The sequence below is a fragment of the Saprospiraceae bacterium genome (assembly GCA_016709995.1).
Taxonomy (GTDB): domain Bacteria; phylum Bacteroidota; class Bacteroidia; order Chitinophagales; family Saprospiraceae; genus JADJLQ01.
On sequence record JADJLQ010000001.1, the window covers coordinates 183,069 to 195,915 of the forward strand.

Genomic DNA, 12,847 nt, shown 5'->3' on the forward strand with positions numbered 1-12,847 from the left:
TTTGTTTTATATATTTTGAGGTTATCTTTCAAGCCTAAATAAGTATCTTATGGTAAATCTGCAATTTGAAGATGAAGTGGATATTGCCATCGATGGGTTATATGTCAGTGGTGATCTCAAGGTTCCACTAAATGCAAAAGGGATTATTTTGTTTTCACATGGGAGTGGAAGTAGCAGGCATAGTCCGAGAAATAAATATGTGGCAGGGTATTTTAATAAACGACAGATAGGTACTTTGTTGTTTGATTTATTGACTGAAGAAGAAGATAAAATCTCTGAAAACAGATTTAATCTTCCTTTATTGTCCAGCAGGTTAATCGAAGCCACTAAGTGGATCCTTGATACCCCCATTACTTTTGATTGCAACATCGGTTATTTTGGTGCAAGTACAGGAGCTGCTTCTGCTTTGATAGCTGCCTCAGAATTAAAATTTGTAAAGGCTGTGGTCAGCCGTGGTGGAAGGCCGGATCTTGCTTTCAATGTACTACCAACCCTGATGACTCCAACCTTGTTGATCGTTGGCAGTGAGGATCATGAAGTTATTAAATTAAATGAATCAGCACTGGCCATGCTGCCTGGTAAGAAAAAAATGGATATTATACCTGGGGCGACACATCTATTTGAAGAGCCGGGTACCTTAGATCTGGTATGTGAGTCAGCTTATGAATGGTTTGACATGTATTTGTAAAGCTATATTATTTCATTATGATTTTTAAAAACCGGAAAGAAGCTGGTGAGATTTTGGCAGGGAAATTGCTGAAATTTAATAGTAAAGATACCATTGTTCTGGCAGTTCCAAGAGGTGGAGTTCCAGTCGGATTTGAAGTAGCAAGACTATTACAGGTTCCATTGGAGCCTATTATGATAAAAAAAATAGGACATCCTGCCAACAAGGAATATGCCATCGGAGCGACTAGCATGGACGAATTTTTTATTGCTAGCCAGGAACATATTCCCAAAGAGTATATTGATGCTGAACTAGTCTTGATAAGAAAAAGGTTGACGGAGATGTATTCAAAATTTATGGGACAAAAGAAGCCAACAAACTTAAAGGGAATGAATGTGATTTTGGTGGATGACGGCATGGCTACGGGGCATACTATGATGGCTACCCTCCATGTAGTGAAAAAAAGCCTCCCTAACCAAATAATTGTCGCCATCCCTGTCGCATCTAATAATGCTGTCAAACTTGTAAAAACCCTGGCCAATGTCGTAGTGTGCATTTATATTCCTGATGAATTTTATGGAGTCGGTTCATTTTATGAAGATTTTGACCAGCTGACAGACAAGGAAGTCATTGGGTTTTTTAACCAATAATGATTTCTATGCTTAATAAACTAAGGTAGATTCATTAATAACTTCAAGAAGTAGTGAACATGAAAAAAATTGTTGCAGTCTTTGATGGTTTGAATTACAATAGCAGCACTGAAAAATTTTTGATTTTTATTGGTGAAATGATATCAGCACACGTGGTTGCAGTTTTTTTGGATGATCCCGAATATCATAGTTATAAAATTTATGAACTCATTGCAGAAGATGGTGTATCAGGAAGGATAAGAAAGGAGCTGGATGTAAGGGATCAGACTTCCAGGTTGACTCAATCCAAGGAGCTGGAAGGTCAATTAAAAGCGCTTAAGCTCCCGTATACCATTCGTCATGACAGTGATAATGCCATCCAGGATGTAGTTCATGAAAGTAATTTTGCTGACTTAATGATCATCTTCAGGCAAGAATCGTTTGTTTCTTTTAAGGAAAAGGTACCATCCCGATTTATAAAAAAAGTTTTAGAAAACATTCATTGTCCTTTGTTACTTGTGCCTTATGATTTTAACCCTTTTAATAAAATAATTTGGCTATATGATGGTCGGCCTTCGTCGATCTATGCATATAAAATGTTTAATTATATTTTTGAAGATTTCTTGAAGCTTAACACCGAAGTGGTCAACATCCACCAAGGTAGTGAGTCTTCCACATTGCCTGATGAAAACCTGCTCAAGGAATATATGAATCGGCATGCACCACAAGCCACTTTTAAATTGATGGGGGGAGATGTTGACTCTGGATTATTGCCTTACTTAAAATCCTTATCTACTGACACATTGATAGTTTTAGGTGCTTTTCAGAGAGGCCGGATATCGAGAATGATTAATACCAGTCTTACAGATTGGATATTGAAGAATTTTGATTTGCCGATATTTATTGCACATCGAGCAGATCCTAATTAGCATTTGAGCTTTGCAGGGATTATAAATGATTAATATCCTGTACTTAATTGATTTGGAGCCCTATAGGCTGATCATAATCATTGAATGACTTGATTATATTCACAAATATTTCTCCTTTTGAATGGCACATTTGTAGTGTGAATAAGCTGGCCACATTTAGTAAATTTTTAGATGAAACGGGTAAAATCGCTTCTTTTGGAGCTCGTTTTTTGACCGAATGGTTTAGGCCAAGATATGAAATCAAAGAATTTTTCAATCAATGTTATATTATTGGCTATAAATCATTCCCTCTGGTGGGTCTTACAGGGTTTATAATGGGACTCGTCCTGACGATGCAGTTGAGGCCTTCTATGATTAGTTATGGCGTTGAATCTCAGATACCGGTCATTGTTGGTATCGCTATAGTCCGGGAGATCGGCCCAATTCTGACTGCCTTGATTTTTGCTGGAAAAATCGGCAGTAGTATTGGAGCTCAGTTAGGCTCTATGAAAGTCACAGAACAAATAGATGCCATGGAGGTAAGTGGTACCAATCCATTCAAGTATCTGGTGGTTACAAGGGTGTTGGCTACGACCTTAATGCTCCCCATACTTGTCTTGCTCAGCGATGCTATATCATTATATGGATCATACCTTGGAGTTAATATTAAAGGAGTGACCAGTTTTAGTCTGTTTTGGAACCAGGTATTTGACAACCTGCTGTTTAGCGATGTATTACCAGCATTCATAAAAACTTTCTTTTTTGGATTTACGGTAGGTCTCATAGGATGCTATAAAGGGTATCATAGTGAGAAAGGCACTGAAGGCGTAGGGCGAAGTGCAAACTCTGCTGTTGTAGTTTCTTCTGTATTAATATTTGTGATTGATTTGCTGGTAGTTCAGTTTACTGATATATTAGGAATAGCTTAATAAAGATTGGATGATTGAGACGAAAGACACAGAACTATTAAAACAAGGATTAAACGATCACCAATTGCCGGTGGTGAGTTTAAAACATATTTATAAATCATTTGGCTCTAATAAAGTGCTACGGGGTTTTAATTTGGATTTAAATAGAGGGGAAAATATAGTAGTACTGGGTAAGTCAGGTTCTGGTAAATCAGTACTCATAAAATGTATCATAGGCCTTTTGATGCCCGATCAAGGGGAGATATTGGTCTTTGGCCGGGATGTGTTGAGCCTCAACCACGAGGAGCTTGATGCGATGCGAGCAAAGATTGGTTTTTTATTTCAAAGCAATGCTTTGTATGACTCACTCACCGTGCGAGAGAACCTTGAATTTCCATTGCGCAGGCATTGGATTAAGCTCACGCAAGCAGAAGTGCTTCAACGTGTGATACATGCCTTAGAAGATGTAGGCCTGACACATACGATTGATATGATGCCTTCCGAATTATCGGGTGGTATGAAGAAAAGAATTGCGCTGGCACGTACTTTAATCTTAAGGCCAGAAATTATTTTATACGATGAGCCCACTTCAGGCTTGGATCCAATCACAGGAAAAGAAATTATTGATCTAATGGTGGAAATAAAAATTAAATACAATACTTCTTCCTTGATTATCTCACACGATATGACTTGTGTCAAAATGGCAAGTGATAGGGTAGCGGTTTTATTAGATGGTCAATGTTATATCTGTGACACCTACGCCCATTTGCAGATGAGTAGTGATCCAAAGGTTAGACAATATTTTGATATTTGATTATGGCAAAGCAATTGACTAATAATATTAAACTGGGTTTGTTTGTCATCCTGGGCCTGGCTTTCCTGGTAGTAATGCTTTATTTCATAGGAAAAAATACAAATATATTTACCCCATCATTTACCCTAAGGACGCATTTTCAGCATATTCAAGGATTGCAGAAAGGGAATAATGTTCGATTTTCTGGTATACAGATTGGCTCCATTAGGTCTATTGATATTCTCAATGATACTGTTATCGAAGTCACCATGTCTATCGACAATGATTTTAAAAATATCATTAAAAAAAATGCATTGGTATCTATTGGTACGGACGGAGTAGTGGGCAACAAAATTGTAAATATCGTCCCGGTTAAAATGCCGGCATCTTTGGTAGTGGACCAGGATCTTCTAGTCTCAAAAAAGCCAATTGATTCCGACGAAATGCTAGTTTATCTGAGCAAAACCAACCGTAATATTGCTGACATAACTGAGAATTTGAAAATCACTTTACAAGCTTTAAATGAAAACCAACGGTTAATGCATTTATTATCATCCGATGAAATTCCGGATCTCGTATCCTCAACGTTGAGAGAATTTAAACAGGCTTCCAGTGAGATTAACTATTCTGCTCATGCTGTGCATCAGATCATAGATAGTGTGCAGTTTGGATCAGGCAATCTGAGTGCTTTAATATATGATACCACTATCTTTGTACAATTACGACAGGCTTCTACCAGCATTAAAGAGTTTGGTGAAAAGACCAATGTGATAGCAAAGGAAGTGGATCAGATAATTAATTCATTGGATCGGGATTTGCAAAAAGGCAATGGCCCAGTTCAAGCTTTGTTGAGAGATAGCGCCTGGGTATCATCGATCAATAGCACGCTGGATAATTTAAACAAAGGGACAGCTTCTTTTGATCAGAATATGGAAGCATTAAAAAGCAATTTTTTGTTTCGGGGGTATTTTAAAAAACAGGCAAGAAAGGAAGCTAAGGAAAATCAAAAAAAATAACCATTTTTTATCCAAAGATTATATGGACTATCTAAATCTATTTCTAAGATATCCGATCACCATCGGCATGACAGAAATAATGATGATGCCCAGTACTACTATTTCAAAATTATTTTTTACCCATGGAAGTCGGCCAAAAAAGAAGCCTGCCAGTGTAACGATAGTAACCCACAAAATAGCTCCGATTATGCAATATTTAATATAACGCATATAGGTCATACTCCCTATGCCTGCTACGAAAGGCGCAAAGGTCCTGACTATAGGTACAAATCGGGCCATGATGATCGTACGCGGCCCATATTTTTCATAAAACTTATGAGTGCGATCAATGTAGTCTTGTTTGATTGTAAATAGGCCAAATAACTTGGCTCCAGCCCCCTTTTTGGCAAGGTATTTTCCAATAAAATAATTTGAATTGTCTCCCAGAAGTGCTGCCAATATCAGTAGTGGTATAATGATCCATACATGCAGCCCATTTTCTGGATTGGCGGCCAAAGCACCTGCTGCAAATAGTAGGGAATCACCTGGTAATAAGGGAGTCACGACCAAACCGGTCTCACAAAAAACTATGAGAAACAAAATGCCATAAACCAAAGTGCCATATTGGCTTATAAAAGTTTCCAGGTGTTGGTCTATGTGCAGTACAAAATCAATAATATTCATATCAGGCAAAGATAGGAAGATTAAGTGCCTGGGCGCTTTAAATAGAAATACACTTCAAATTCATTTCAAATTGACTCAAGGTGATTCAATGATTATTTCTAGCTGAAATTCAAAACGATTGAAATATAAATCGTGACGATGACTTATTTATTTTTTGTCCCTTGAAGCACACTGACACCCTCCGGAAAAGGATTGCCCGAAGCTCGTCGGAAACTCACAACCTGACCCACATGCCATATGGCATCTTCTACCGGCCCATTGATCAGGTTCCAATATGGATATTCGCGTTTGCTGTTGGGGTTTTCAAAAATCATTGGAAAATCATTGAGGTCTGCCTGATCACCTTTTAATATTTCGCTGGCCTCCTGAATATTGAGCAGAGTCTTTTTTCTCATATCTGCAAAACTAAGTTTGGGGGGATTGGGATCGCTGATCGTAGGATGTTTTTTAACAGCGTTGTTTAAGACTGTAGTCAGACCCAAGATATGCTCTAAAGTCTCCAGGGTGGTGCGGGCCTCCTGGCTGGGTTTATAAGATAAATCTGTCTCCGTAAGCCCTTCGGTGGCCCAATAGTAGCGAAAGCCCAGCCCATCAACCATCCTGGCTGCAACATTTGCTGCGGTATAAAAAGTCGGATAGGGTGGTATCTCATGATAGTATGGTTTACCTTGGCCATACATAAAAAGTTGGGCCAACATCAGGACCAAAGTGAATATTTTTTTCATAAACTTTAATGAATATCTCTCAAATTTGAGCAATTAATCCCTATTGGCCTTGCCAAATTGGAAGCAAGTTGGTTCAAGAACGGTTTTTAATTAATTTTTAAGACAAATTTTAGGTAGATCATAGTTGAAAATATTTATTCTTTAGACAGAATCTTTTAGCCATTCCAAAATGACTTCAATGAAAGAACAGAAATATATCACAATTTGCCTTCTGGAAATAGAAGAAAAACTCCATTGGGGCAATAGTTCAGATTGGGCTCAGTATGATTTTGAAAAATTGAGCACTGAAATTGAAATCAAAACAAATACCCTCCTCAGCGTGACTACTTTAAAGCGACTTTGGGGGAAGATAAAGTATGACCATGCGCCTTCGTTAACTACGCTTAATACTTTGGCTCAATATCTGGACTATTCAGATTGGAGGTCTTATAAATTATCCTCTAAACCAATTGAATCGATTCCCTTTCCTCCAAATCACTCCAAACCTGAAGTCGTTTATCAACCCAGGAAGCTGACCGATAATTCTAATCGATGGCAATGGATAGGGCTGGCTTTTATTGTTGTAGTAGTTTGCATTGGTATCATTGCGCTCACAACTAAAGAGCAGGCAGTGACCTCAGCTGCTTTAAATCCTGATATGTTTTCTTTCACTGCCGATAAAGTGCTTTCCATAGGATTGCCCAATTCTGTTGTTTTTCATTACGATGCGACCGCGGCAACCTCGGACTCCATATATATAGTCCAAACCTGGGATATCAGGAGAAAAACATTGGTCGATAAAAACAAACATGACCATTCTGCCATATATTATTACCCCGGTTATTTCAGAGCCAAACTACTTATCGATAGTCAAGTTGTCAAAACGCATGATGTCCAGATAGCAACGGATGGTTGGTTATGCTTGATCGAAAACGGTGATAGACCTCTTTATTTCGATCGCTCCGATTTTGAAAAACAAGGCTTGATAGAAATAGATGAGTCTACCCTGAAAAAATATAATATAGACCTTTTACCCGTGTCCCCTAAAATTCGTTTTTTTAATCAAAATGACTTTGGGCCAATCACAAATGACAATTTTACTTTTGAAACTGATTTAAAAAATGAACACCATAACGGGGATAATGCTTGTCAGTTTGTTCAGGTATTGATCCAATGCAAAGACGATATTATCATTATTCCATTGAGTGCCAGCTCCTGTATAGGTGATCTGCACCTGACAGTTTGTGGTGCTAATATCAACAGTAAACAGGCTGACATGACCGGTTTTGGCTGCGACCTTGATCAATGGACCCACCTCAAAGTAACCAGTGAAGACAAATTGTTAAAAATATGGGTGAATGACACAGAGGCCTACTCTTTGGTCTTTCCAAATACATCTGGCGGCATAGTAGGTGTTCAATACCGCTTCAATGGATTAGGGGCTGTGAAAAATACTTTTTTTACCCATGGAATGGAGAGAATTGAATTGTAGGCTAAGTTCCAAAAATTAATTGACGGAGGTCTTTTTCAAGGTCTGGCTGAAAAATAAAAATGGTAAATTTTGCTCAATAGTTTCATAAAATCTTAAAATACAGCGTATTATTAATACTGCCTGCTCAATGAAATGTCGCAATTTGACTTGCTGAATCAAAGCCGTCTATTCAATTAGAATTAATACCTTTGCCCATTAAATCAACCAAATGACCTTATGGTTTTCTTAGAATTTGAAAAACCAATTGAAGAATTATTTGAAGAACTGGCCAAACTCCAGAAGATTCAGGAGAAAGGAGAGGTAGATGTCACCGAACCAATCAAAGAGCTCGAACTTAAAATAAAAAATACCCGTAAAGACATTTATGCTAATCTCACGGGATGGCAAAAAGTTCAGGTATCAAGACATCCAGAGCGACCATACACTTTATTTTATATAAATCAAATCTGCAAATCCTTTGTAGAGTTGCATGGGGACCGCAATATCAGGGACGATAAGGCCATGGTAGGGGGTATCGGCATGATCGACAATCAAAGTGTGGTCATCATTGGTCATCAAAAGGGCACTAATACAAAGTTGAGACAATATCGCAATTTTGGCATGGCTAATCCTGAAGGCTATCGCAAGGCCCTCCGATTGATGAAGCTGGCTGAAAGATTTGGATTTCCCGTCATTACTTTTATTGACACACCGGGGGCCTATCACGGCCCTGAAGCCGAAGAACGTGGTCAGGCTGAAGCAATAGCCCGCAATCTTTTTGAAATGGCCAGGCTCAGAGTACCTATACTGTGCTATGTAATAGGAGAGGGTGCATCAGGTGGTGCGCTGGGTATTGGCTTGGGAGACAAAGTGTTTATGCTGGAAAACACCTGGTATACGGTGATTTCCCCTGAATCGTGTTCGTCTATTCTCTGGCGTAGTTGGGACTTTAAGCAGCAAGCAGCCGAAGCATTAAAATTGACTGCCGATCATATGCAGGAGTTCGAACTCATAGATGATATAGTCAAAGAGCCTCTGGGAGGTGCCCATTCAGATCCTGAAGGAATGGCGAAAATCTTAAAGCGGCATATTAAAAAAGAATTGGCAGACATAGTCATTGAAAAGCCTGAAACGCGTATCAAAAAGCGCATTGCAAAGTATAGCCGCATGGGGCAATTTAAAAAAGTCACTCCCGTTATCTGATAATGCGTGAATCAAAATCATTTTTTTTTAACTACCGCCACGCTCGTTTTCTAAAAATATTACATAACAATGCTCGCCTGGCAAAAGACACGATCAAACCTGTCCATGAGATTGATGTCAAAAAAATTGCGGTTCTTTTTGATGCCTCTATCGTAGAAGATAAAGATCTGATTTTCACGTTTGCCAAAAATCTTGAAAAGACCGGAGCCAAAGTAACCTTGATGGGTTATTTAGATCATCAGGCAGATACATCTGGCTTGCATTTTAAGAACTTCAATAATTCTGACCGTTCTTTTTTCTTTATTCCGAAAAACTATGATGTGGATCGCTTTTTGGAAGTAAAGTATGATATATTGATCAATGCGGATCTTTCTCAAAGCCTCTCCTTGCATTATCTTGCGGTCATGGCTAGTGCCCAACTCAAGGTCGGCCCGTACTCAGATTTGAGTGAATATTATCATCTGTTATTAGAGACCAAAGACACCTTCATAATAAAACAATATATTCGCGATCTGATTGATATTTTAAATAAAGTATGTTTTCATGGAAAGCTTAGTTTTTAAAGGAGTAGGAACTGCATTGGTGACCCCATTTGACCAGGGATTGATTGATGTGAAAGCAATGAAAACATTAGTTGCCTTCAATATGGCTTCAGGTATTGACTTCCTGGTGCCACTTGGTACGACAGGAGAGACCTCAACTTTGACTGACGAAGAATGCCGACAGGTATTGGATATTGTGTTGGAGGAAAATAATGACCGGTTACCGATAGTCTGTGGTATGTTTGGAAAGAACAATACCAGACAAATCCTGGATATGCTCAGAACCACTAATTTTGAGGGCATCCATGCCATTTTAGTAGCTAGCCCTTACTACAACAAGCCCAGTCAGGCTGGTTTGTTGGCCCATTTTAGAGCTATTGCAGATGCCTCACCGGTGCCTGTGATATTATATAATGTACCATCCAGAACTTCGGTCAATATTTCTGCAGAAACCACGCTGGCATTGGCAGAACATCAAAATATTGTCGCCACTAAAGAAGCTTCCGGTGATTTTGGGCAGATCATGCAAATACTCAAATACAAGCCTGCCTCTTTCGAAATGCTTTCAGGAGATGATCCTTTGACATTGCCTATGATAGCATGCGGAGCTTCGGGGGTTATATCGGTGATCAGCAATGCTTTTCCTCAGCAGTTTGAAGATATGGTCAAGCATGCTCTTAAGGGGGAGTTTTCTAAAGCAAAAAAAATCAACGATGGGCTCCTGGATATTCATAAATGGTTATACATCGAAGGCAATCCTGTAGGTGTGAAAGCATGCATGGAGATGATGGGACTGTGTCGCGCAGAGGTGAGATTACCTCTGGTAGCACTCTCTGAAGAAAACAGAATAAGACTTAAAGAGGCTATTGGATCTCTGATATCTCTTTGATACCCAACTTTGCAATAGCAGACTCTGAAGCTTGTTGTTCGGCATTCTTTTTATTAAAATCTTCTGCAGTACAAAGTTCTTCTCCATTGACAGTAACTACCACCCGATATCGGTCACGGTGATCTTGTTTAAACTTCGATACGACCTTATACTGCACATCATGTCCTCTTTTTTGCCCCCATTCAAGTAGTCTGCTTTTGAAGTTGTCATCATTCACCTCCAGGTCGTGGATGTCCAGAAATTTACGAAACAACTTATTGACCACAAATTTCTTAGTGGGTTCGTAGCCCAATTCGAGATATATAGCACCGATCAGTGCTTCGAGGGCATTGCCCAACATGGAGACTGAGATATGTGTACGATTAAACTCCATGAGCAAAGTATCCAGCCCCATGGCATCTGCTATGTAATTGAGTGTTTTTCTTTTTACAATTTTGCTTCTCATTTTGGTGAGAAATCCTTCGTTGCTGCCCGGATATTTATGGTATAAGTATTCTGCTGAAATACTATTAAGTAAAGCATCACCAAGGTATTCCAATCTTTCGTTGTTCTGAGCGAGCTCTGACTGTTCATTGAATGTGCTACGGTGGTAAAATGCCAGCTTATATAGATTCAGATTTTTAGGTGTGACCCCTGTCATACTTTTGATTCGTTTGGCAAAATCTTTGTCATTCGAAATATAAAAGTTATACAGTTTACGCAGCACGATTTGATGATTTAGACACGCCTAAAGATAACAGAAGTATTATGTCCGCCAAACCCAAATGTATTGCTTAGGGCCACTTTGATCCTTTTGGGGACTGCATGATTAAATGTAAGCTGTAGCCTGGAATCAAAATCCGGATCATCAGTAAAATGATTGATTGTGGGTGGTATAAAGTCATGTTGGATAGCCAAGATGCAGGATATGGCTTCCACAGCACCAGCTGCTCCTAGCAGATGGCCTGTCATAGATTTAGTAGAGCTTATGTTCAAGTTATAAGCATAGTCACCAAAAACTGATTGGATGGCTTTGATTTCTGAAATATCTCCCAGGGTGGTGGAAGTTCCATGTACATTGATATAATCTACCTCTGCAGGTGAAATGCCGGCATAAGCCAAAGCATTTTTCATGACTAACATAGCGCCTCTCCCTTCGGGATGGGGCGCTGTAATATGGTATGCATCAGCTGACGCGGCTCCAGCTACTACTTCTGCATAAATGGTGGCGCCCCTGGCCTTGGCGTGCTCATATTCTTCCAGGATCAGTGCTCCGCCGCCTTCACCAAGTACAAAACCGTCGCGATCTTTATCGAATGGTCTTGAAGCAGTAGCCGGGTCATCATTTCTTTCAGACAAGGCTTTCATTGCATTAAATCCTCCAACTCCGGTTGGAATGATAGCCGCCTCAGATCCTCCGGTCACCATGATATCAGCCCTCCCAAGTTTGATTTCATCTACAGAACTCAAAATCGCGTGATTTGAAGACGCACAAGCAGATACAGTACTGTAATTAGCACCTCGAAAGCCATATTCAATGGAAATATATCCTGCAGCTATATCCGAGATCATCCTGGGTATCAGGAATGGGTTAAACCTGGGTGTACCATTACCTCTGGCAAATTCAATAACCTCATTTTCAAGAGATTGTAATCCACCAACCCCTGAGCCCCAAATGACTCCAGCCCGGTCGAGGTCGATGGCACTTAAATCGAGTTGACTATTTTTTATAGCTTCAGCAGCTGCTACCATAGCAAAATGGGTGAAACGATCCATCCTTTTGGATTCCTTGCGATCAAGGTAATCTTCCACTTTAAACCCCTTTACTTCGCACGCAAACCTGGTTTTAAACAGATGAGCATCAAATAGAGTTATAGGGGCAGCGCCACTTCTTCCCGTTTGCAGACCTTCTAAAAAGGCTGGGATCGAATTACCTATTGGGGTGATTGCTCCCATACCGGTTACGACAACTCTCCTCATGTTTGTAGCTTTAATTATGATTCAATTTGATGGGCAAATTTACAAAAGTTTACATTGTCCATCCAGCCTCACTTTTCTAAAGTATGCTTGACTGGATATACCTCTCTTATGGGGATATATCTAAGATCTTAAACTCATATGTTGTTGAATATGAATTGAATATGGGCATTCGACTCCAAATAAAAAAAGTCCATATGTAAGCATATGGACTCCATACATTTAGTAAAAAGGTCGATTTTTATTTATTTTATCTGAGATTCCAGATAGCTGATTGCTTGACCTACAGTCTGGATCTTCTCTGCTTGTTCGTCTGGGATTGAGATGTCAAATTCCTTTTCGAATTCCATGATTAATTCTACAGTATCGAGCGAATCTGCTCCAAGATCGTTAGTGAAACTAGCTTCAGTAGTTACCTCTGCCTCATCTACGCCGAGCTTGTCTACGATTATTTTCTTTACTTTTTCTTCAATGCTTGCCATTTGTTAATTTTTTAAT

The 12,847-nt window shown here is 39.3% G+C and carries 15 protein-coding genes; 10 read left to right on the forward strand and 5 right to left on the reverse strand.

Annotated elements, in window-relative coordinates:
- Positions 1 to 49: 49 nt before the first annotated feature.
- From IPJ09_00805 to IPJ09_00830, 6 genes are all read left to right on the forward strand, one after another.
- Positions 50 to 688, forward strand: a complete 639-nt coding sequence (locus IPJ09_00805) for a dienelactone hydrolase family protein (GenBank protein ID MBK7369993.1) — start codon at positions 50 to 52, stop codon at positions 686 to 688.
- A gap of 20 nt (positions 689 to 708) precedes the next feature.
- Positions 709 to 1,317: a phosphoribosyltransferase gene (locus IPJ09_00810; GenBank protein MBK7369994.1), complete on the forward strand. Its 609-nt coding sequence runs from the start codon at positions 709 to 711 to the stop codon at positions 1,315 to 1,317.
- 59 nt (positions 1,318 to 1,376) lie between these two features.
- Positions 1,377 to 2,225 (forward strand): universal stress protein, encoded by an 849-nt coding sequence (locus IPJ09_00815; GenBank protein ID MBK7369995.1) that lies wholly within the window; start codon positions 1,377 to 1,379, stop codon positions 2,223 to 2,225.
- Positions 2,226 to 2,362: 137 nt separating this feature from the next.
- Positions 2,363 to 3,133: an ABC transporter permease gene (locus IPJ09_00820; protein MBK7369996.1), complete on the forward strand. Its 771-nt coding sequence runs from the start codon at positions 2,363 to 2,365 to the stop codon at positions 3,131 to 3,133.
- Positions 3,134 to 3,143: 10 nt separating this feature from the next.
- Positions 3,144 to 3,926, forward strand: a complete 783-nt coding sequence (locus IPJ09_00825) for an ATP-binding cassette domain-containing protein (GenBank protein MBK7369997.1) — start codon at positions 3,144 to 3,146, stop codon at positions 3,924 to 3,926.
- Between the two features lie 2 nt (positions 3,927 to 3,928).
- A complete protein-coding gene (locus IPJ09_00830) occupies positions 3,929 to 4,921 on the forward strand; it encodes an MCE family protein (protein MBK7369998.1) in 993 nt (330 codons plus the stop codon).
- Between the two features lie 27 nt (positions 4,922 to 4,948).
- Here the strand turns inward: IPJ09_00830 and IPJ09_00835 are convergent, their stop codons facing one another.
- Both IPJ09_00835 and IPJ09_00840 read right to left on the reverse strand, forming a co-directional pair.
- On the reverse strand, positions 4,949 to 5,584 hold the full coding sequence (locus IPJ09_00835; GenBank protein ID MBK7369999.1) for a DedA family protein: 636 nt from the start codon (positions 5,582 to 5,584) through the stop codon (positions 4,949 to 4,951).
- Between the two features lie 143 nt (positions 5,585 to 5,727).
- Entirely contained in the window at positions 5,728 to 6,309 is a 582-nt protein-coding gene (locus IPJ09_00840; GenBank protein MBK7370000.1) for a hypothetical protein, read from the reverse strand.
- 169 nt (positions 6,310 to 6,478) lie between these two features.
- On the opposite strand from IPJ09_00840, the gene IPJ09_00845 reads away from it, so the two are divergent.
- The 4 genes from IPJ09_00845 (at position 6,479) to IPJ09_00860 (ending at position 10,393) form a co-directional block, all read left to right on the forward strand.
- Entirely contained in the window at positions 6,479 to 7,780 is a 1,302-nt protein-coding gene (locus IPJ09_00845) for a hypothetical protein (protein ID MBK7370001.1), read from the forward strand.
- Between the two features lie 216 nt (positions 7,781 to 7,996).
- On the forward strand, positions 7,997 to 8,962 hold the full coding sequence (locus tag IPJ09_00850) for an acetyl-CoA carboxylase carboxyltransferase subunit alpha (protein ID MBK7370002.1): 966 nt from the start codon (positions 7,997 to 7,999) through the stop codon (positions 8,960 to 8,962).
- 2 nt (positions 8,963 to 8,964) lie between these two features.
- Positions 8,965 to 9,525: a hypothetical protein gene (locus tag IPJ09_00855; GenBank protein ID MBK7370003.1), complete on the forward strand. Its 561-nt coding sequence runs from the start codon at positions 8,965 to 8,967 to the stop codon at positions 9,523 to 9,525.
- The gene (locus IPJ09_00860) at positions 9,506 to 10,393 is read left to right on the forward strand and encodes a 4-hydroxy-tetrahydrodipicolinate synthase (GenBank protein MBK7370004.1); all 888 of its coding nucleotides are present in this window, start codon (positions 9,506 to 9,508) and stop codon (positions 10,391 to 10,393) included. Before IPJ09_00855 ends, IPJ09_00860 begins: the two co-directional genes overlap by 20 nt.
- On the opposite strand, the gene rnc is transcribed toward IPJ09_00860, so the two are convergent.
- From rnc to IPJ09_00875, 3 genes are all read right to left on the reverse strand, one after another.
- Positions 10,368 to 11,042 carry a ribonuclease III gene (gene rnc, locus IPJ09_00865; GenBank protein ID MBK7370005.1) on the reverse strand — a complete coding sequence of 225 codons (675 nt, stop codon included), beginning with the start codon at positions 11,040 to 11,042 and terminating at the stop codon, positions 10,368 to 10,370. The two genes, IPJ09_00860 and rnc, sit on opposite strands and share 26 nt — an antisense overlap.
- Positions 11,043 to 11,110: 68 nt before the next feature.
- Positions 11,111 to 12,352: a beta-ketoacyl-ACP synthase II gene (fabF, locus tag IPJ09_00870; GenBank protein ID MBK7370006.1), complete on the reverse strand. Its 1,242-nt coding sequence runs from the start codon at positions 12,350 to 12,352 to the stop codon at positions 11,111 to 11,113.
- 242 nt (positions 12,353 to 12,594) lie between these two features.
- Positions 12,595 to 12,831 (reverse strand): acyl carrier protein, encoded by a 237-nt coding sequence (locus IPJ09_00875; GenBank protein MBK7370007.1) that lies wholly within the window; start codon positions 12,829 to 12,831, stop codon positions 12,595 to 12,597.
- Positions 12,832 to 12,847: the final 16 nt, after the last annotated feature.